This window comes from Blautia difficilis (assembly GCF_014297245.1).
In the GTDB taxonomy this organism is placed as follows: domain Bacteria; phylum Bacillota; class Clostridia; order Lachnospirales; family Lachnospiraceae; genus Blautia_A; species Blautia_A difficilis.
Genome location: NZ_JACOQG010000008.1, coordinates 79,248 through 99,461, shown reverse-complemented (window position 1 = coordinate 99,461; position 20,214 = coordinate 79,248). Strand labels below are relative to the sequence as shown.

The following is a 20,214-nucleotide window of genomic DNA, read 5'->3' as shown; positions in this document are numbered from 1 at the left end:
TGTGTATAATTGGGAGAGAACTGAAATAGCGATCGAATACAGGAGCAGAAAATGAGAGACATTTACAATACATTAAATTCCAGACAGCAGGAGGCAGTATTTCATACAGAAGGGCCGCTGCTGATCCTGGCAGGGGCGGGCTCAGGAAAGACCAGAGTGCTGACCCACAGAATTGCATATCTGATAGATGAGAAAGGGGTCAATCCCTGGAATATTCTGGCTATCACCTTTACAAACAAAGCAGCCAGTGAGATGAGAGAACGTGTGGATAAGATCGTAGGTTTTGGCTCAGAGAGTATCTGGGTATCTACCTTTCATTCCACCTGCGTGCGTATTCTCAGGAGGCATATTGACAGACTTGGATATGACAACAGTTTTACTATTTATGATACCGATGATCAGAAAACACTTATGAAAGACATCTGCCGCAGGCTGAATGTGGATACTAAGATTTATAAGGAACGTTCCCTGCTGGCTCAGATTTCACATGCAAAGGATGAGCTGATCACTCCGGATGAGATGGAACTGAATGCAGGCAGTGATTTTAATAAGAAGAAAGTTGCCGCTGTATATCGGGAGTATCAGGTATCTCTGAGGAAAAATAATGCGTTGGATTTTGATGATCTGATCGTAAAGACCGTAGAACTTTTCCAGAATTGCGGAGATGTTCTTGAGAATTATCAGGAGCGTTTCAAGTACATCATGGTAGATGAGTACCAGGATACCAATACTGCACAATTTAAATTTGTAAGTCTGCTGGCATCAAAATATGAAAATCTCTGTGTAGTAGGAGATGATGACCAGTCCATCTACAAATTCCGAGGCGCCAATATTGGCAACATTCTTGGTTTTGAGCATATTTTTCCGGACGCTGCAGTGATCCGGCTAGAACAGAATTACCGTTCCACCCAAAATATTCTCAGGGCTGCAAATGAAGTCATTGCCCACAATAGGGCACGTAAGCCCAAGACTCTCTGGACAGAGAATCAGGAGGGAGAGAAAATCCATTTCCGCCAGTTTATGAATGGATATGAAGAGGCAGAATATGTGGTGGGAGAGATTGCGGGAGCGCGCCGGGAAGGAAAAGGAATGTATAAGGATTTTGCCGTCCTTTACCGTACTAATGCCCAGTCCCGCCTTTTTGAGGAAAAATGTCTTCTGGCAAATATTCCTTACAAAATAGTGGGTGGAGTAAACTTTTATGCGCGTAAGGAAATCAAAGATCTTCTCTGTTATCTGAAAACCATCGATAATGCCAAGGATGACCTGGCAGTGCGACGTATTATCAATGTACCCAAGAGAGGAATCGGAGCTACTACTCTGAGCAGGGTGCAGGATTATGCGGATCAGATGGATATCAGTTTCTATGATGCATTACGTGTGGCAGAGGAGATTCCTTCTATAGGAAGAAGTCTGTCAAAGATTGATGGATTTGTTACTTTTATTCAGGGCCTGAAAAGTAAGGCAGAGGCTTATACAGTCAGAGAGCTTTTGGAAGAAATAATCCGCCTTACCGGTTATGTGACGGAGCTGGAGGCAGAGGATACAGAGGAATCCAGGGCAAGGATTGAAAATATTGATGAATTGATTTCCAAGACGGAAGCTTATCAGGAAGCAGGGGAGGAGAGAGGAGAACCTGCAACTTTATCCGGATTTCTGGAAGAAATTGCATTGATCGCAGATATTGACAGTGTAGATCCGGATCAGGATTATGTACTTCTTATGACTCTTCATAGTGCAAAAGGTCTGGAATTTCCAAATGTATTTCTGGTAGGAATGGAGGATGGGATTTTTCCTTCTTATATGTCTATTATGTCAGATGACTGTTCTGATCTGGAGGAAGAGCGCCGTCTGTGTTATGTAGGGATCACCAGGGCAATGAAGGAGCTGACTATGACCAGTGCCAGACAGAGGATGATCCGTGGAGATGTCCAGTATAATAAGGTATCCAGATTTGTTCGTGAGGTTCCCAGGGAACTGGTGGATCTGGGTTATAAGGTAGAAGAAAAGAAACCGAAGATATCAGAATCCCTAACCGGAGACAGCAGTCTTTCCAAAATGAAGCAGGTGTTTGCTGCCAAGCCTTTTCAGGCAACTCAGTTTAAGGTCACCAAGGCGGATTCTCTGGACTATCAGATAGGAGATACTGTGCGCCATGTGAAATTTGGAGTAGGTGTGGTGAAAAATATCGTAGAAGGAGGAAGAGATTACGAGGTCACAGTAGATTTCGATAAAGTAGGAGTGAAGAAAATGTTTGCCGGATTTGCGAAGCTGAAGAAAATCTGAGCAGAAAAGAATACAAAAAAGAGCGCTCTATGGCAGAAGTAAAGAATCTGACATAGAGCGCTCTTTTTCCTAACGAAAAAATTATTCTGATGTTAAGGTACGCTTTAATAAAGCCACTGTTTCCACATGGACAGTCTGGCAGAACTGATCTACACAGCAGGCTTTTTCCAGGCGATATCCTGCCTCCAGAAATGCCGGAAGATCTCTGGCCAGGCTGGTGGCTTTGCAGGAAATATAGACAATATGATCCACCCCATAGGAGAGGATTTTGGGCAGTGCTTTGGGATGAATACCGTCTCTGGGCGGATCCAGAATGATCACATCCGGTTTTTGAGTCAGATCATCCAGTACCTTCAGTACGTCACCTGCAATAAATCTGCAGTTTTTCAGATTGTTAAGTGCTGCGTTTTCTCTTGCTGCTTCTACGGCTTCCTCCACGATCTCGACGCCGATCACCTCATCTGCCACAGAAGCGGCAAGCTGGGCGATGGTTCCGGTTCCGCTATAGAGGTCAAAGACTACCTTATCTTTGGTATCTCCAATATACTGCCGAACAACGGAATACAGAACCTCAGCTGCCAGGGAGTTTGGCTGAAAGAAGGAAAAGGTGCTGATTTTAAAGCGTAATCCCAACAGAGTTTCATAGAAGTAATCCTGACCATAAAGGATACGGGTCTCATCACTCTGTACCACATCTGAGAGAGAATCGTTGATAATGTGCATGATGCCTACGATTTTTCCTTCCAATGGAAGGGCGAGAAGCTGATTCTTCAGCGGCTCCAGATTATATTCTTCCTGGCTGGTGGTAATAACATGTACCAGAATTTCTCCGGTAGTTACTCCCCGTCGGAGCAGAAGATGTCGGAGATAACCGGTGTGCTGCATCTTTTTATAATAGGAAGCATTCAGCTTCAAAAAATATTCGTGGACACAGGAGAGGATTTTTGTCATATCCTCATGAACCAGCTTACAATCTGATGCTGTAAGTACGTCATAGGTGCTGCCTTTCTTATGAAGACCAAGAGTGAGGGGACCATCTTTGTAAGCGTCTCCGAAAGAAAATTCCATTTTATTGCGGTAACGGAATTCCATAGGGCTTCCATGGATGCCTTCCCAGCTATAGTCTGCGTTTTCCAATGCTGCGTCCAGAAGCTCCCGGACCTGGCGTTCCTTCATTTCCAACTGTTTTTCATAGGACATGGTCTGGTACATACAGCCGCCACATTCAGGAAAAATGGAACAGGCAGGGTCTCTGGTTTCCTGAGGAGATTTCTCCAGAACTTCTAGCAGACGTCCTTCTGCCCTGCCGGAACGCTTTTTGTTGATCATAAAACGGATCTTTTGTCCGGGAATGCCATTTTTGACAGTGACCTTCTGATCTCCTATCATCACAGTCCCTTTGTTGGGAAAATCTACTTTTTCAATTGTGCCCTCATATATTTCGCCTTTTTTCATAAATAACTTAAATCCTTTCGTTAAAAAAAGCTCCGGGTTCAGCCGGAGCTTTCTGATTGCTGTACAGTCGACGAAGACTGCCGATCATATTCTGGATTATTCTTCATCCTCAAAATAATCATCAAAGTCATCATCCAGGTCTTCTTCAAAATCCTCCAGATAATCCGGAGCAAAGAAGCGATAAACAGCAAAGGCAATACCTGCTACTGCTGCGACAGCACCGATGATCGCCAATACCCAGAGAACTGTATTTTTATCCTGCTCTTCTTCTTTTTTCTTTAAAGCTGCTAATAATTCATCAATTTTAATATTCATAACCGCACCATCCTCTCAATCATTAAGTCGGCTGAAGCCATTAAAAGAACAGCCAAATCTGCCGTCTGTTATATTAATGGGATTATTATACCACCTTTGCCTGGATTTTACCATAAGTATCTGAAATTAAATTGATATTAAATTAGAAGCCATGAAATTAGAAATACAAATTATAATAAAAATATGTTATAATGAAAGCCACGAAAAAGAACTAGAGGTCTTTTGTTTAAACACAGGGAGGTTATAATATGAAAAACATTAAGAAATTAGGTGCATTGCTCTGCAGTGCATGTCTGGTGGTTTCCGGGACCACAATACCGACAATGGCAGATTCCATGAAGGTTGTAACACTGGGGGCTGACCTTACAGATGCACAGAAGAACACTATGATGAAATATTTTAATGTAAGCAGTGACCAGGTACAGATCCTGACGATCACCAATCAGGATGAGAGAGATCATCTGAGCGCATACGTTCCTATTGAGCAGATCGGAACCAGGACAGTAAGCTGTGCTTATGTAAAGCCAACCACATCCGGCGGAATTAAAGTTCGTACAGCAAACCTGAACTGGGTAACCTGTAATATGATCGCTACATCTCTTTCTACTTCCGGTGTAAAGAACTGCGAAGTTGTTGCAGCATGTCCTTTTGAGGTTTCCGGTACAGGCGCACTGACTGGAATCCAGATGGCTTATGAGACTGCTACAGGCGAGCAGCTGGACAGCACCAAGAAGGAACTGGCAACAGAGGAAATGGTAGTGACAGGAAATCTGGCTGATGAAGTGGGAAAGAACGATGCAACTACTGTTATGAACAATTCCAAGATGCAGGTCATTCAGAACAATGTACAGAATGCAGATGATATCTATAATATTGTAGTGAATGTGGCTCAGCAGAATAATGTAACTCTGGATTCTGATCAGATCAACAAGATCGTAGAGCTTTTGAAGCAGATCGCACAGCAGGATTACGATTATGATGATGTAAAAGCAACTCTGGAACAGGTGGATCAGAATACTTCCGGAAACAGTGATGAGATCGGTGAAGTGGACGAAGAGGAAGATGATACTGTAAATGCAGGGGATTCCGCAGATGGAGATGACATTCTGGGAAGTGTAGATAACAGTGTGCTTGGAGGAGATGTACTGGAGAGCTCCACAGAAGATACCACTCTGGAACAGGAAACAGGTATGAACACAGGCAGCGCAGATGGACAGAACGAAGATTCCTCTGATACAGAAGATATGGATAATGGGGACTGGGATAGCAGTGAGGATACAGACGGATCCCTTGATGGCAGTGAAACTGCAGATACAGCAGATGAACTGGATACCTCCTCTCTCACAGAGGATCAGAAAACATTATTTAATCAGGCAGAGACTTTCTGTAAGGGTGAGTACGAGGGAGATGCAGCTTCACTTCAGACTGCTATGGGTGATGATACTGCCGTTTCCACAGTTGTGCTGGATGCAGAAAACGGAGCAACTCTTTCTAAGGATGTAGAGAAAGCATATCTGGATGTACTGAAACAGGGAACTGAGTCCTACCAGGCAGACGGTACAGAAATCTATATGACTCCTGAGCTGAATATGATCGATAAGGCACTGAAAGATATTTTCGGATTGAGTGAAGGAGTACAGGCAGCTCCTGAGCTTAGTGAACTTACAGATGAAGACAGACAGACTCTGTATGATGATACCATGAAATTCTTCCAGAAGCTGTATAATGAGACAGTACAGACCAGTGAAGAGGCAGCTGTGGAGAATGAGGATGGCACAGATGCTGCTGAAGAAGCAGAGGTTGAGGAATAAGTAAGCCTTATGGAGTTTCTGATCAGAAAAGCAGGGCCTGCAGATGTCCGGGGGATTATGCGGATCATGGAGCAGGCTGGAACATGCCACATACATCCGGATTGGTTTGTGGCAGATGATGAGGCTTATGTAAGAGCACATTTGGAGCAGAAGGGCTTTAGTGTAGTAGCAGAAGCTTCAGATGGAGAGATTGCAGGATTTTTTATCGTCAAATATCCGGATAAGGATGATAATCTGGGAACCTGCCTGGGATTTGATGACAGACAGCTGTCTCAGGTGGCAGTGATGGATTCAACAGCAGTGGATAACGCTTTCCGGGGGAATGGACTTCAGGGCAGAATGCTAGAAACTGCAGAAAATCTGTTGGATTCGGACAGATTTGTATATCTGATGTGTACCGTTCATCCGGAGAACAGATTCAGCAGACATAATATGGAGAGCCATGGCTATCAGGTAAAAAAGATTGCCAGATGCTACGGCGGACTGGAACGCTGTATTCTTTTGAAGGAACGCGGAAGATAAATAAGGGCAGTCAGTGGAATGGGAATTTCACTGGCTGCTTTTTACATTTTGTGCGCGCACAAACAATGGGTAGAAAAAAATAAAGTTCTGTGTTAGAATGAATCGTAAAAGTGAAAGAAGAAAGAGTTTGTTACGGATTGTTTAGGAGCAACAGGAGGATAAAATATGGGTTTTGCAGTGGTAACCCTGAAAAAGGGTGAAGGCAGACTTCTGAAATCCGGAGGTATGTGGATTTTTGATAATGAGATAGATACGATCATGGGCAGCTTTGTAAATGGAGATACAGTGCTGGTCCATGATTTCGATGGATATCCCATGGGAAAGGGATTTATCAATACAAATTCCAAAATTGCAGTGCGTCTTTTTACCAGAGATGAGAGGCAGGAGATTGACGAGGAATTTCTTGAAAAACGTGTGAGGGATGCATGGGAATACCGTAAGAAGGTAGTGGATACAGGAAGCTGCAGACTTATTTTTGCAGAGGCAGATTTTCTGCCGGGAATTGTAGTGGACAAGTTTTCCGATGTGTTGGTGGTTCAGTCCCTGGCTCTGGGAATTGACCGTTATAAGGAGCAGATTGTTGAACTTTTGAAAAAAGTACTGGCTGAGGATGGTATCATAATCCGTGGAGTTTATGAGCGAAGCGATGTGAAAGTCCGCAGACAGGAAGGAATGGAGCTGGTCAAGGGATTTATCGGACCGGAATTTCCTACCTTGGTACAGATTGAGGAAAACGGCGTCAAATATGAAGTGGATGTAAAAGACGGTCAGAAAACAGGATTTTTCCTGGATCAGAAATATAACAGACTTGCCATCCAGAAGCTGTGTAAGGGTGCAAAAGTGCTGGATTGTTTTACCCATACCGGTTCCTTTGCATTGAATGCGGGAATTGCAGGCGCTGTCAGTGTGACAGGTGTGGATGCTTCCCAGCTGGCTGTAGATCAGGCTACGGCAAATGCGGCATTGAATGGGTTATCAGACAGGGTAAAATTTATCTGCGAGGATGTATTTGAGCTTCTTCCGGAGCTGGAGGAGAAGGGAGAGAAGTTTGATGTAGTGATCCTGGATCCACCGGCCTTTACCAAATCCAGAAATTCTATAAAAAATGCAGTAAAGGGATACAGGGAGATTAACCTTCGGGCGATGAAGCTGGTGAAGGATGGAGGCTTTCTGGCAACCTGCTCCTGCTCCCATTTCATGGATTATGAATTGTTTACCAGAACTATCGGACAGGCTGCAAAAAATGTACATAAGAGACTGCGCCAGGTAGAGTACAGGACTCAGGCACCGGATCATCCCATCCTGTGGTCTGCAGATGAATCTTATTATTTGAAATTTTATATCTTCCAGGTTTGCAATGACAGATGAAAGAGAGGAAAAATAAATGAGCTTTAGAGAAGTGAAACCAGAGGAACTGACAATGAATCCATTTACCAAGATTGGTAAGGAATGGCTGCTGATCACAGCAGGAAATGAGGAAAAATGCAATACAATGACAGCCAGTTGGGGTGCCATGGGCGTCATGTGGGGGAAAAATGCAGTAACTGTTTATATTCGTCCTCAGAGATATACAAAGGAGTTTGTAGACAGGGAGGAAACCTTTACAATTTCTGTGCTGGGAGAGGATTATCGTAAGGCTCTGAATTACTGCGGAACTGTTTCCGGAAAGGGAATTGATAAGATCACAGAGGCAGGACTGACTCCTTATTTTGTAGATGGAACAGCCGGCATTCAGGAAGCAGATATGATTATGGTATGTAAAAAAATGTATCATGATACGATTAAGCCGGAATGCTTTGATGAGGCAGAGAATGATACAAAATGGTATCCACAGAAGGATTACCATACAATGTATATTGCTGAAATTCAGAAGGTTCTTGTGAGAGAATAAGGTGTACTTTTGCTGCTGAACAGGCAAAATCCTTAAGGGATTTCAGAGAGACTTGAAAAGAGGTAAGGATGAGAGACAAACTGAATAAATTTATGCAGGGACGTTATGGTGTAGACCAGTTATCAAGATTTACCCTGGGTGTGGCGCTTTTTATAGTTGTAATCGGATCTTTCTGCAGAAGAAATATGGCAGGTGGAGTATTGGATCTGTTGGGGTTTGTACTGATCATATATACTTATGTCAGAATTCTGTCCAGAAATATTCAGAAGCGGTATGCTGAAAATCAGAAATATCTGGCAATGACCCAGAATATCCGCGGTCGTTTCATGAAAGAGAAACGTATGATGGAGCAGAGAAAGACCCATCATATTTATACCTGCCCGGGTTGTGGGCAAAAGATCCGCATTCCCAGAGGAAACGGTCAGAAGATAGAAATTGAATGTCCGAAGTGTCACAGGAAGTTTATCAAGAGGAAATAAAATGTTTGGCTATGTGGTAATGAATAAACCGGAGATCAGATTTAAGGATTTTGATCTGTATCGATCCTTCTATTGCGGTCTCTGCAGAGAGCTGAGAGAAAAATATGGAATATCCGGACAGATTACCCTGACCTATGATATGACTTTTGTGGTCGTGCTTCTCAGTGCGCTTTATGAACCACCGACTCAAAAGGGAACAACCAGATGCGTGATCCATCCTGTATGCAAACAGCCAGTTCGGAAAAATGCAGCTACAGAATATGGAGCAGATATGAATGTTCTTCTCACATATTATAAATGTATGGATGACTGGGAAGATGAGAAAAAGTTTGCTGCATTGGGATATGGGAAAATTCTGCAGAGGAAAAATAACCGGCTGAGTTACCGGTATCCGGAGAAAGCAGAGAAAATCAGGAAATTACTTGAAGAATTATCTCAGATGGAAAAGGCGGGAGAAACAGATATTGACAAAATGTCAGGTTGTTTTGGTCGGATCATGGAGGAGATTTTTGCCTGGAAAACGGATGTATGGGAAGGCTCTCTGCGCAGAATGGGATTTTATCTTGGAAAATTTATTTATATTCTGGATGCCTATGATGATGTGGAAAAAGATGTAAAAAATGGAAATTACAACCCTTTTGCAGAAAAATATATAATGAAGGGGTTTGATGAGCAGGTACGGCAGCTTCTGATCATGATGATGGCTCAGACCTGCAGAGAATTTGAAAAGCTTCCTATTATAAAGTATACAGATATTCTGAGAAATATTCTTTATTCCGGTGTGTGGTGTCGTTTTGAGGCGATTGTCAGGAAACGAAGGGAAGCGGGGGAGAAAAAACATGATTGATCCGTACAGTGTGCTGGGAGTGTCCCGGAACGCGTCAGATGATGAGATAAAAAAAGCATACCGCCGGATGAGCCGCAAATATCATCCGGATGCAAATATTAACAATCCTAACAGGGAACAGGCTGAGGAGAAGTTTAAACAGGTCCAGCAGGCCTATGAGCAGATCATGCGGGAAAGGGAACAAGGAAGCAGTTATGGCAACTCCTATAGTGGATTTGGAGGCTTTGGCGATTATTCCGGAAATTCTGGCAATGCTTATCAGGATGAGGAAAGTGTTCGCAGGCAGGCAGCGGCAAATTATATCCAAAGTGGTCATTACAGAGAGGCTATGAATGTGCTGCAGTCTCTTTCCCAGCACAATGGTCAATGGTATTATCTTTCATCAATGGCAAATATGGGACTTGGAAATAATGTGAACGCTCTCAGTGATATCAGGGAGGCTGTCCGTCTGGAACCGGATAATATGCAGTATCAGATGCTTCTTCAGCGAATGGAGGGCGGTGGCAGCTGGTACCGGGAAATGCAGAATCCTTTTGGGGGCATGCCGACCGGCGGTGATGATTACTGCATGAAGCTTTGTCTGGCAAATCTGGCCTGCAGTCTTTGCTGCCCGGGTGGAGGTGTATTTTGTTGTTGATTCTTGTAACGAACGGGTTATGAGATTATAAAACTTTCATTAATGGATTGACAATCAAAAGGGAAAATATTACTATAGTAAAGTGATAATGCGTAGCTATGATAACAGCAAATAGCTGCGATAATAGAAGAAAGGTTACAGGAGGAAATCATAATGAGTATTCGTATTGGTATTTTGGGCTATGGCAATCTTGGCCGTGGTGTAGAGTGCGCAATCAAACATAATCCGGATCTGGAGCTTGTGGCTGTGTTTACACGTCGTGCTCCGGAAACCGTTAAGATTCTTACAGAGACAGCAACAGTATATTCTGTCAGTGATGCTGAAAAAATGAAAGATAAGATTGATGTTCTTATTATCTGTGGTGGAAGTGCAACAGATCTTCCGAAACAGACACCGGAATATGCAAAGATGTTTAACGTGATTGACAGCTTTGATACACATGCAAGAATTCCGGAACATTTTGATGCAGTAGATGCGGCAGCAAAAGAAAGCGGCCATATCGGTATTATTTCAGTAGGCTGGGATCCGGGAATGTTTTCACTGAACCGTCTTTATGCAAATGCAATCCTCACCAATGGAAAGGATTATACCTTCTGGGGTAAAGGCGTAAGCCAGGGACACTCTGATGCAGTACGCCGTATCAAAGGTGTGAAGGATGCAAAGCAGTATACGATTCCTGTGGAAGCTGCACTGGAAGCTGTACGAAATGGAGAAAATCCAGAGCTTACTACCAGACAGAAACATACAAGAGAATGCTTCGTAGTTGCAGAGGAAGGTGCAGATCTGGCACAGATCGAGAACGATATTAAGACTATGCCGAATTATTTCTCAGATTATGATACAACGGTACATTTCATTTCTGAAGAAGAGCTGAAGCGTGATCACAGTGGAATCCCCCATGGCGGTTTTGTGATCCGTTCCGGAAAAACAGGATGGAATAATGAGAATAATCATGTGATTGAATACAGCCTGAAACTGGATTCAAATCCGGAGTTTACTTCTTCTGTACTGGTTGCTTATGCGAGGGCAGCATACCGTATGAATAAAGAAGGTCAGACAGGTGCTAAGACAGTATTTGACGTGGCTCCTGCATATTTAAGTTCTGCCGATGGGGCTGAATTGAGAAAACATCTGCTGTAAAATCGAAAAGAGACAGAGCTTTTTTGTTAGCTTTGTCTCTTTTTTGCTGGAAAAACCTGTGATGATTTAGTGAAAATTTAACATATTTTTACTTCAATGTTGACTGTATGTTGAAGCTGTAATATAATAGGGTCATACAAACGTAACAACATTGTAAAGACTTTACATTTCTGAACATGAAAATGAAACATAATGAAATGTAAGAAAAAGAAAAGGAAGGTATGTATGCAAAACGTAAACAAGAAGTTCAGAACCTGGGGGGCGTTTCTGTTCCTGCTGTTTTTTGCTGTATGTGTATCTGTATTTTTTTCAGCTGCGCGGGTTAAGGCCGACACAGAGACTGGATTTGTAACGATTAACGGTAAATCATACTACATAAATGAGGAAGGTTCTAAACAGAAAGGCTGGCTGGAGCTGGACGGCAAGAAGTACTATTTTAATGCAAGTACAGGCGTACAGGTAAAGGGCTGGGTCACAGACAGCAAGGGAAGAAAGCGTTATTTCAGCAAAGGCGCCGGAATCATGATGACCGGTTGGCTGACAGACTCCAAGGGACAGAAGAGATATTTTGATGAGTCTACTGGATTTATGCAGACTAAGTGGCTGACACTGAAGGGAAAGAAATATTATTTCTACAGTAAGAGTGGCGTTGCTGCATGTAAAGAGTTTCTTACAGACAGCAAAAAGAACACCAGATATTTTACAAGTGCCTGTTACATGCTGACAGGATGGGCAAAAAATACAAAAGGTGAGGCCAGATTCTTCGAAGAAGATGATGGTATCATGGCAAAGGGCTTCCAGAAGATTGATGGTAAGAACTATTATTTCAGCACAGGAAGCGGTAAGATGGCTACCGGCTGGAAGACCATTAATTATAATAAATATTATTTTGATACCAAGACCGGTGAAATGGCAACAGGCCAGACTACCATTGACGGTAAGAAATATACTTTTGATTCCAACGGTATTTTGCTGATTACTCCGGAATCAAACGGAAGTAAGACGATTAAGAATTATCTTGCGGGAGCATTGCTTCCGGTAGGAAAAGCCCTTTATGTATGGGGCGGTGGATGGAATGATTCTACCCGTAAGGGACTTAGTCCTACCATGACTGCTTTCTATAACAGTCAGACTGCAGATTATAATTATAATAATTACAGAGACCTGAGTACTGAAAACAGAGCAAAAGGTTTTGACTGTTCCGGTTTTGTTGGCTGGGCTGCATATCAGGTGATGCAGACGAAGTCAGGAGTTGGAAGCGGATATACAGTTGTTTCCGGCGAAGTTGGATCTACCTATAAGGCAAGAGGCTGGGGAAGCATTCTTACACAGTCTGACCTGTCAAAATCTGACTGGACTTTCAAACCTGGTGATATTGGTTATAATGAAGGCCATGTATGGATTGTTCTGGGACAGTGCAGTGATAAGAGTCTTGTAATTGTTCATTCCACACCAAATGCAGGTGTACAGATTGCAGGAACTCCTACACCGAATGGAACATATGGAACTCAGGCAATTGCACTGGCACAGAAATATATGTCCAGATATCCGGGATATGCAAAATATGGTTCTGCATATCATACATCCAGCGGTAACTACAGCCGTAACGGAAACTATTTCAGATGGAACAGAAATACACTTTCTGATCCGGATGGATATCTGAACAAGACTGCAGATCAGATCCTGGCAGATCTTTTTAGCTAAGAAATTCAGAGATAGATACAATATGAAATAAGAGAAGCAGCTTGTCCTTTGGGACGGCTGCTTTTTTGCGTAAACATTACTAAATGTTACGGAAATTTAAAATAATTTATAAAAAAACCTTGCATTCATGGAAACGATGTGTTAATATGAATAAGACTTAAAACAAATATTACGAAACTATTACATAAAAAGAAATAAAAGGTTACGAGGACGAGAGACCATGAAGAAAAAAATTGTATGTCTTACATTAGCACTGCTTATGACTGCATCACAGGCCGTAAGCGTAAGCGCTTCCAGAGAAGATGATTTAAGAGAAGAACAGGCGATTACAAGCCAGCAGCTTGATGCCACATATTCCCGCATGGATGAACTGGCAAATGCAAAGGCACAGCTTGAGAGTGAAATTTCAGAGTTGGATTCCAATCTTGTTAGTGTTATGGTTTCCATCGATACTCTTAAGAATGATATCAGCAATAAAGAGGTTGATATCATCAGAACAAAGCAGGATCTTGCAAAAGCGCAGAAGGCCAGAGATAAGCAGTACGAGAGTATGAAGAAGCGTATCCAGTGTCTGTATGAGCAGGGCGGTGATTCTGCATGGTTCCAGATGATGTTGAATTCCGAAGATCTCAGTGATCTTCTTACACGAGCTGAGAATACCCAGCAGATGTATGAGCAGGACAGAAAAAATCTGGACAAATATGTGAAGACCATTGATGAAGTAAATAATTTAAAAACACAGTATGAGTCTGATAAGGCAGAGCTGGAAGAAATGAAATCTTCTTATGAAGAGCAGTCTTATACTCTTCAGTGCCAGATTGATCAGAAAAAATCTGAGTCTGCTGATTATGAAAATGAAATCGCATATGCACAGCAGCAGGCAACAGAATATGCAAATCTTCTGGCAGAGCAGACTGCAGAGATCCAGCAGCTGGAAGCAGAGCGTATTGCGGCAGAGGAAGAGGCCAGACGTCAGGCAGAGGAAGAAGCTGCAAGACAGGCGGCAGAAGAAGCTGCTGCAGCAGAGGAAGCAGCAAACTCAGAAGATGTAGAGTATGATGAGGATGGAAATCCGGTTGAAAATACAGATGAGGATACAGACGAAGATACCTATGAGGAATCAGATGATGTAGAATATGATGAAGATGGCAATGTCATTGATAATGCACAGTCCGGTGAGGATGTGGAATATGATGAGTATGGCAATGTTATTGATTCTGACAATACAGTATCAAAGGAAGATTATGAAGAAGAACAGTCTTCTGATTCTGACAATTCTTCTTCTGGTTCAGGTTCAGGCTCTTCTGTAGTGGATTATGCTACACAGTTTGTGGGAAATCCATATGTATGGGGAGGAACAAGTCTTACAAGTGGTGCAGACTGTTCTGGATTTGTACAGAGTGTATATGCCAACTTTGGAGTAAGTCTTCCGAGAACTTCTTATGAACAGCAGAACTGTGGAACAGAAGTATCTTATGCAAATGCGCAGCCGGGTGATCTGATCTGCTATGGCGGCCATGTGGCAATTTATATGGGAAATGGACGTATTGTACATGCATCCAACTCTGTAGATGGTATTAAGATCAGCGACAATGCTGCATATAGAACAATTGTATCAGTAAGAAGACTTGTATAATCTGCAAAAGATTATATCCGATCAAAAAAAATAATGAGAAAAGGCCAGGTGACATCCATATGTGCTGTTACCTGGTTTTTGTTTGAAAAAAAGTCAAGCGGATATTCGCAATCCGCTTCGCTACTTGCTTGATTCGATTAAAAAGTTTCTGAAAAACTTTGATAAATAGTTGACATTCTCTAACAGTGATGCTATTATAAGGTCAGTATAATTCCATATAGAACATATTAAGTGCTGATACTGTTATTATACGGTACAGAGAGAGGGAATCAGGTGAGAAACCTGAGCGATCCGGTCACTGTAACAGAGGAGCAAATCTCGCAGATCCATTGTGCCATAGCATGAGAAGGAGAGAGGAGCGATGAGCCTGGAGCCAGGAAACCTGCTTAGTATGGCGAGGTTAAACTTCCGTGTAAAGTGTAACAACCAACTCCGTTGAATCCGCAGCTTCGGAGCGTTGTCTGCTTTTTTTCGAAGGCAGACATTTTTTTATGGAATGCGCCTGTTCTTTATGAATTATACATGATTAAATGGCAGGCGATACTACTTCGGAAATATTCGTTCCCTCCGCGCACTCATGAACGGATTAATCTTCTACCCCGGAGTAGCATCGCTCCCTCTTTATTATGGAGAAAATGATAGATTGATCTGTTATCTGCTTGTTTGGAAGAAGGAAATGAGATATGGAAAAACCATATTGGGAAGATAAAGAGTATTCTTTTTTTAGTCATAAAAAATGTGAGTTTTTTCCCTGCCATAAGGGAGCAGATCCTGAGGATTTTAACTGTTTGTTTTGTTATTGCCCTTTATATGCACTGGGGGATCAATGCGGTGGGAATTTTCGATATACAGACAGTGGATTGAAGGACTGTACCAACTGTCAGCTTCCTCATAAGAGAAAGAACTATGGATATGTGACCGGGAAATATCAGGAACTGGCTGAACTGATGAAGAAAATGCGCGCAGATCAGCAGTAAGGATGGTTGACCGGTGAAGATAAAAAAGATCATCAATGGATATTTATATGAGAAATATCTGTTGATGATCTTTTTTTATATGTCTGCATAAGAAATGGCATGAACACATATTGGAAACAACTAACGGGTTTGAAGAAAAACCTTCAGTCTGGGAATCTGATTGTTCAGAATCAATGATTCGGGAAAACCAGTCTGATGAACAAACTCTGCTGCATAGGTAAAATCTCCTACATGCTCTTTTCCATGGCTGTCGCTGGATAAAACAATGGGAAGCCGATATTTAAGGCAGCAACGAAGGATTTCTGCGTTATTTGCCCTGGTGTCACCGCGGTATCCGCCGGGAGTCAGTGAGACTTCGTTGATTTCAAAAATTACATTTTCTCTGCTGGCTGTATAAGCCAGTGTATCGTAATCCACCGGAAAAGCCGGGTTATCACAATGGCCCAGAACCTTTACGGCAGGATACTTCATTGCATTCTGGTATGCAAGAGTATTCTCTTTGACAGTTCCGGATCTGTAGTTCTGGCTATGCATACTTATGATAGCGTAGTCCAGATTAGACAACAGCTCATCACTTAGATCTACATGTCCCTGAATGTCCAGAATATTGAGTTCTACGCCATAAAGTACTTCTACACCAAAACGCTTTCTGGGGCAGAATGGCAGCCCGCGGAAATAAGAAGATGTGCCGGAAGCAAGCGTGCCGGGACCGTGATCCGTAATGCCCAGAAGCTTCATGCCTTTGCGTCCGGCTTCTTTTGCCATATCGGAAATTGTGCAGGAAGTACCGTGTCCGCTTGCAATGGAATGTGTATGGATATCTGCAAGATACGTAAGGATCATCCCCTTTTAAATAAAATTAATGACTGTTTTGCAGAGATATTCTGAAAAAATATATATAACAATTATGACAGAAAGAAGAAAGATTGTCAATTGGGGTTCAAAATAAAAACAACTAAATTTCACAAACAATTCAAACAAAAAACAACATATAAACAGTTTGAAATATGTTGTTTTTTGTTGACCTTATGAGGCGAATGAGGTATAATGACTTTACATGAGTACATGAAAAAGAGAAAGAAATTTGTCTGAGCGTTGGGAATGGCAATGCGAAGATGAAAAACTCCTCTTTCATGAGAAAGGAGAAATATGGAAAAATTTCAAACATCAGATATTCCCAAATCTCCGAGAATCCAGAAGCTGGTAGATGCCCTTTATGAGCACATGCCGGTGATCGAATCTTCCAGAGCGAAGCTTCTGACGGAATCTTATAAGGAGACGGAAGGTGAACCGATCATTACCCGCAGGGCCAAAGCATTTGCGCATATTCTGCATCATATTCCGATTATCATCCGCGATAATGAATTGATTGTAGGAAGCAGTACTATTGCTCCCAGAGGATGTCAGACCTTCCCGGAATTTTCCTATGAATGGCTGGAGGCTGAATTGGACACAGTTGCTACCAGAACAGCTGACCCATTTGATATTGCAGAGCAGACTAAAGCTGATCTGCTGGAAGCAGATAAATACTGGAAGGGAAGAACAACCAGTGAACTTGCTACTTCCTATATGGCACCGGAAGCCATTAAGGCTATCGAACATAATATCTTTACACCTGGAAATTATTTCTATAATGGCGTAGGACATGTTACTGTAAAATACTGGGAGGTACTGGAAATCGGTTTCGAGGGTATTATGGAGAAAACCCGGGAAGAACTGAAAAAATGCAATGTAGGTGATGGTGATTATGCCCGCAAATCTCATTTTCTGGAAGCTGTACTGATTAGCTGCCAGGCAGTGATTGATTATGCACATCGCTATGCACAGCTTGCAGAGCAAATGGCGTCACAGTGTACAGATCCTGTCAGAAAACAGGAACTGCTTCAGATTGCTGCAAACTGCAGCAGAGTACCGGGAAAGGGTGCAGACAGCTTTTATGAAGCCTGCCAGTCATTCTGGTTTATACAGCAGCTGTTACAAATGGAATCCAGTGGCCACTCTATTTCTCCAGGACGTTTTGATCAGTATATGTATCCATATTATAAGAAGGATGTGGAGAGAGGTGCTCTTACCAGAGAGTACGCACAGGAACTGATGGACTGTATCTGGGTGAAACTGAATGACCTGAATAAATGCCGTGATGCGGCATCAGCAGAGGGATTTGCAGGTTACAGCCTTTTCCAGAACCTGATCGCAGGTGGTCAGAACAGTGAAGGGGAAGATGTGACAAATGATCTTTCTATTATGTGCATTCAGGCTTCCATGCATGTAAGACTGCCTCAGCCTTCCCTTTCTGTAAGAGTGTGGAACGGTTCCCCTCATGAATTCCTGATCAAGGCTGCAGAGCTTACCAGAACAGGAATCGGACTGCCGGCATATTACAATGATGAGGTGATCATTCCGGCATTGCAGAACAGAGGACTTTCCCTGGCAGATGCCCGTGACTATAACATTATCGGATGTGTGGAACCGCAGAAAGCAGGTAAGACAGAAGGCTGGCATGATGCTGCATTCTTCAATATGTGCCGTCCGCTGGAACTTGTTTTCTCCAATGGTATGGACAAGGGTGAGATGGTGGGTATTCCTACCGGCGATGTGACTCAGATGAACACCTTTGAGGAATTCTTTGATGCTTACAAGAAACAGATGGAATATTGTATTTCACTTCTTGTAAATGCGGATAATGCCATTGATGTGGCACATGCGGAGAGATGTCCGCTGCCATTCCTTTCCTGTATGGTGGATGACTGCCTGAAAAAAGGCAAATCCGTTCAGGAAGGCGGTGCAGTTTATAATTTCACAGGACCGCAGGGCTTTGGTATCGCAAATATGGCAGATGGTCTTTTTGCAGTACGCCAGCTGGTTTATGATGAAAAGAAGATTTCCATGAAAGAGCTGAAAGAAGCACTGATATGGAACTACGATAAAGGATTGGATGCCCAGTCTGCCGGAGATATTGGAACAGAGATCCTGAAGGCTATGAAGGCGGCAGGACGGAATGTGGATGCATCTACAGCGGCTGCAGTGCTTAACAGTCTGATCGGCATGAAGCCGGAACCGGATAAGCTTTCCAGATTCAAAGAAATCCACGACATGATCGATGAGGTTCCGAAATTCGGAAATGACATTCCGGAGGTTGACTATTTTGCCAGAGAGGTTGCCTATACATATACCAAGCCTCTTCAGAATTATAAGAATCCAAGGGGGGGACAGTTCCAGGCAGGACTTTATCCGGTATCTGCAAATGTTCCGCTGGGCGGACAGACAGGAGCTACTCCTGACGGCAGATATGCACATACTCCTGTGGCAGATGGAGTTTCTCCGTCAGCAGGCAAGGATGTAAAGGGACCGACAGCAGCAGCATCTTCTGTTGCAAGACTGGATCATTTTATTGTATCCAATGGAACCTTGTTTAATCAGAAATTCCATCCGTCTGCTCTTTCAGGACGGGAGGGACTTGAGAAATTTGTGGCACTGATCCGTTCCTACTTTGACCAGAAGGGCATGCACATGCAGTTTAATGTAGTTGACAGACAAACTCTGCTGGATGCACAGGAACATCCTGAGAAGTATAAACATCTGGTCGTACGTGTGGCTGGCTACAGTGCACTGTTTACAACGCTTTCCAGATCTCTGCAGGATGATATTATCCGCCGTACAGAGCAGGGATTTTAACAGAGAGGGGAAAACATGGACTATTTGGATACAAAGGGCAGGGTGTTTGATGTCCAGCGATATTCTATCCATGACGGACCTGGAATAAGAACTATTGTTTTTCTGAAGGGCTGTGTGCTCAGATGCAAATGGTGCTGTAACCCGGAATCCCAGGAATACAGAATTCAGAATATGAAGGTTCTGGGAGAAAATAAGGTGATCGGTTATGATACTACAGTCAGAGAGATGATCGAAGAGGTGGAAAGGGACAGGCCTTATTACTATCGTTCGGGGGGCGGTATGACGCTTTCCGGAGGCGAGTGCCTGTGCCAGCCTGATTTTGCCAGGGATCTGCTCCGTGCAGCAAAGGAACGGGGAATCACTACAGCCATTGAGAGTATGGCCTGCGCACCCTGGGAGACCATAGAAGCGATCCTTCCTTATCTGGATACCTATCTGATGGATATTAAGCACACAAACCATGAAAAACATAAAGCCTTTACCGGGAAATCCAATGAATTGATGATGGAGAATGCCAGAAAGGTTGCTGTTTCAGGTAAGACTCGCCTGGTGATCCGGGTGCCGGTAATTCCTACTTTTAATGATACGGTAGAGGAGATTCAAGGGATTGCCAGATTTGCGTCAACTCTTCCCGGAGTGGATAAGATACATCTTCTGCCTTACCACAGATTAGGACAGGATAAATATGAAGGCCTTGGAAGGCCCTATCTCATGGGAGATATCGAACCTCCGACAAAAGAGCATATGGAAACCCTTAAAAAAGCGGTACATGCTGTCTGCGCACTTGACTGCCAGATCGGAGGATGAAAATAAATATTATATGTGGAATCCCAAATCCA

17 protein-coding genes and 1 riboswitch are annotated in these 20,214 nt (G+C 43.0%); of the genes, 14 read left to right on the top strand and 3 right to left on the bottom strand.

Translation table 11 applies throughout. The annotated features are described in order from the left end of the window. Positions 1-51 precede the first annotated feature (51 nt). Positions 52-2,286, top strand: a complete 2,235-nt coding sequence (gene pcrA / locus H8Z82_RS07130) for a DNA helicase PcrA (protein ID WP_186994700.1) — start codon at positions 52-54, stop codon at positions 2,284-2,286. A gap of 81 nt (positions 2,287-2,367) precedes the next feature. Here pcrA and rlmD read toward each other — a convergent pair whose 3' ends face one another. Together rlmD and H8Z82_RS07120 are read right to left on the bottom strand one after the other, a co-directional pair. Next, positions 2,368-3,741 (bottom strand): 23S rRNA (uracil(1939)-C(5))-methyltransferase RlmD, encoded by a 1,374-nt coding sequence (rlmD, locus tag H8Z82_RS07125; RefSeq protein ID WP_186994699.1) that lies wholly within the window; start codon positions 3,739-3,741, stop codon positions 2,368-2,370. 96 nt (positions 3,742-3,837) lie between these two features. Continuing rightward, the gene (locus H8Z82_RS07120; protein WP_019162731.1) at positions 3,838-4,056 is read right to left on the bottom strand and encodes a hypothetical protein; all 219 of its coding nucleotides are present in this window, start codon (positions 4,054-4,056) and stop codon (positions 3,838-3,840) included. Positions 4,057-4,304: 248 nt separating this feature from the next. Here H8Z82_RS07120 and H8Z82_RS07115 point away from each other — a divergent pair, with 248 nt between their 5' ends. From H8Z82_RS07115 to H8Z82_RS07065, 11 genes are all read left to right on the top strand, one after another. Next, positions 4,305-5,867: a DUF1002 domain-containing protein gene (locus H8Z82_RS07115; RefSeq protein ID WP_186994698.1), complete on the top strand. Its 1,563-nt coding sequence runs from the start codon at positions 4,305-4,307 to the stop codon at positions 5,865-5,867. 9 nt (positions 5,868-5,876) lie between these two features. Beyond that, entirely contained in the window at positions 5,877-6,389 is a 513-nt protein-coding gene (locus tag H8Z82_RS07110; protein WP_186994697.1) for a GNAT family N-acetyltransferase, read from the top strand. Positions 6,390-6,554: 165 nt separating this feature from the next. Further along, on the top strand, positions 6,555-7,757 hold the full coding sequence (locus H8Z82_RS07105; protein ID WP_186994696.1) for a class I SAM-dependent rRNA methyltransferase: 1,203 nt from the start codon (positions 6,555-6,557) through the stop codon (positions 7,755-7,757). A gap of 16 nt (positions 7,758-7,773) precedes the next feature. After that, positions 7,774-8,280: a flavin reductase family protein gene (locus H8Z82_RS07100; protein WP_019162727.1), complete on the top strand. Its 507-nt coding sequence runs from the start codon at positions 7,774-7,776 to the stop codon at positions 8,278-8,280. Between the two features lie 68 nt (positions 8,281-8,348). Further along, entirely contained in the window at positions 8,349-8,759 is a 411-nt protein-coding gene (locus tag H8Z82_RS07095; RefSeq protein ID WP_019162726.1) for a hypothetical protein, read from the top strand. Position 8,760: 1 nt separating this feature from the next. After that, a complete protein-coding gene (locus H8Z82_RS07090) occupies positions 8,761-9,606 on the top strand; it encodes a DUF5685 family protein (RefSeq protein ID WP_186994695.1) in 846 nt (281 codons plus the stop codon). Beyond that, the gene (locus tag H8Z82_RS07085; RefSeq protein WP_019162724.1) at positions 9,599-10,243 is read left to right on the top strand and encodes a DnaJ domain-containing protein; all 645 of its coding nucleotides are present in this window, start codon (positions 9,599-9,601) and stop codon (positions 10,241-10,243) included. Before H8Z82_RS07090 ends, H8Z82_RS07085 begins: the two co-directional genes overlap by 8 nt. A 153-nt stretch (positions 10,244-10,396) precedes the next feature. Continuing rightward, on the top strand, positions 10,397-11,383 hold the full coding sequence (locus H8Z82_RS07080; RefSeq protein WP_019162723.1) for a diaminopimelate dehydrogenase: 987 nt from the start codon (positions 10,397-10,399) through the stop codon (positions 11,381-11,383). Positions 11,384-11,608: 225 nt separating this feature from the next. Beyond that, entirely contained in the window at positions 11,609-13,087 is a 1,479-nt protein-coding gene (locus H8Z82_RS07075; protein ID WP_186994694.1) for an N-acetylmuramoyl-L-alanine amidase family protein, read from the top strand. Positions 13,088-13,307: 220 nt separating this feature from the next. Further along, positions 13,308-14,723: a C40 family peptidase gene (locus H8Z82_RS07070; RefSeq protein ID WP_019162721.1), complete on the top strand. Its 1,416-nt coding sequence runs from the start codon at positions 13,308-13,310 to the stop codon at positions 14,721-14,723. Positions 14,724-14,935: 212 nt separating this feature from the next. After that, positions 14,936-15,127, top strand: a riboswitch (cobalamin riboswitch). A gap of 279 nt (positions 15,128-15,406) precedes the next feature. Then, the gene (locus H8Z82_RS07065) at positions 15,407-15,700 is read left to right on the top strand and encodes a cysteine-rich small domain-containing protein (protein WP_186994693.1); all 294 of its coding nucleotides are present in this window, start codon (positions 15,407-15,409) and stop codon (positions 15,698-15,700) included. Between the two features lie 120 nt (positions 15,701-15,820). On the opposite strand, the gene H8Z82_RS07060 is transcribed toward H8Z82_RS07065, so the two are convergent. Then, positions 15,821-16,543, bottom strand: coding sequence for a phosphatase (locus tag H8Z82_RS07060; RefSeq protein ID WP_186994692.1), 723 nt, complete (start codon positions 16,541-16,543; stop codon positions 15,821-15,823). Positions 16,544-16,849: 306 nt separating this feature from the next. On the opposite strand from H8Z82_RS07060, the gene H8Z82_RS07055 reads away from it, so the two are divergent. Both H8Z82_RS07055 and H8Z82_RS07050 read left to right on the top strand, forming a co-directional pair. After that, complete coding sequence (locus H8Z82_RS07055) at positions 16,850-19,375, top strand: glycyl radical protein (RefSeq protein ID WP_186994691.1); 2,526 nt, start codon at positions 16,850-16,852, stop codon at positions 19,373-19,375. A gap of 15 nt (positions 19,376-19,390) precedes the next feature. After that, positions 19,391-20,182: a glycyl-radical enzyme activating protein gene (locus tag H8Z82_RS07050; RefSeq protein ID WP_173742202.1), complete on the top strand. Its 792-nt coding sequence runs from the start codon at positions 19,391-19,393 to the stop codon at positions 20,180-20,182. Positions 20,183-20,214 lie beyond the last annotated feature (32 nt).

Coding starts and splice junctions, on each gene's coding strand:
- H8Z82_RS07070 (WP_019162721.1), top strand. CDS start 13,308: ATGAAGAAAAAAATTGTATGTCTTACATTAGCACTGCTTATGACTGCA.
- H8Z82_RS07120 (WP_019162731.1), bottom strand. CDS start 4,056: ATGAATATTAAAATTGATGAATTATTAGCAGCTTTAAAGAAAAAAGAA.
- H8Z82_RS07095 (WP_019162726.1), top strand. CDS start 8,349: ATGAGAGACAAACTGAATAAATTTATGCAGGGACGTTATGGTGTAGAC.
- H8Z82_RS07100 (WP_019162727.1), top strand. CDS start 7,774: ATGAGCTTTAGAGAAGTGAAACCAGAGGAACTGACAATGAATCCATTT.
- H8Z82_RS07065 (WP_186994693.1), top strand. CDS start 15,407: ATGGAAAAACCATATTGGGAAGATAAAGAGTATTCTTTTTTTAGTCAT.
- rlmD (WP_186994699.1), bottom strand. CDS start 3,741: ATGAAAAAAGGCGAAATATATGAGGGCACAATTGAAAAAGTAGATTTT.
- H8Z82_RS07115 (WP_186994698.1), top strand. CDS start 4,305: ATGAAAAACATTAAGAAATTAGGTGCATTGCTCTGCAGTGCATGTCTG.
- H8Z82_RS07105 (WP_186994696.1), top strand. CDS start 6,555: ATGGGTTTTGCAGTGGTAACCCTGAAAAAGGGTGAAGGCAGACTTCTG.
- H8Z82_RS07085 (WP_019162724.1), top strand. CDS start 9,599: ATGATTGATCCGTACAGTGTGCTGGGAGTGTCCCGGAACGCGTCAGAT.
- pcrA (WP_186994700.1), top strand. CDS start 52: ATGAGAGACATTTACAATACATTAAATTCCAGACAGCAGGAGGCAGTA.
- H8Z82_RS07110 (WP_186994697.1), top strand. CDS start 5,877: ATGGAGTTTCTGATCAGAAAAGCAGGGCCTGCAGATGTCCGGGGGATT.
- H8Z82_RS07075 (WP_186994694.1), top strand. CDS start 11,609: ATGCAAAACGTAAACAAGAAGTTCAGAACCTGGGGGGCGTTTCTGTTC.
- H8Z82_RS07060 (WP_186994692.1), bottom strand. CDS start 16,543: ATGATCCTTACGTATCTTGCAGATATCCATACACATTCCATTGCAAGC.
- H8Z82_RS07055 (WP_186994691.1), top strand. CDS start 16,850: ATGGAAAAATTTCAAACATCAGATATTCCCAAATCTCCGAGAATCCAG.
- H8Z82_RS07080 (WP_019162723.1), top strand. CDS start 10,397: ATGAGTATTCGTATTGGTATTTTGGGCTATGGCAATCTTGGCCGTGGT.
- H8Z82_RS07050 (WP_173742202.1), top strand. CDS start 19,391: ATGGACTATTTGGATACAAAGGGCAGGGTGTTTGATGTCCAGCGATAT.
- H8Z82_RS07090 (WP_186994695.1), top strand. CDS start 8,761: ATGTTTGGCTATGTGGTAATGAATAAACCGGAGATCAGATTTAAGGAT.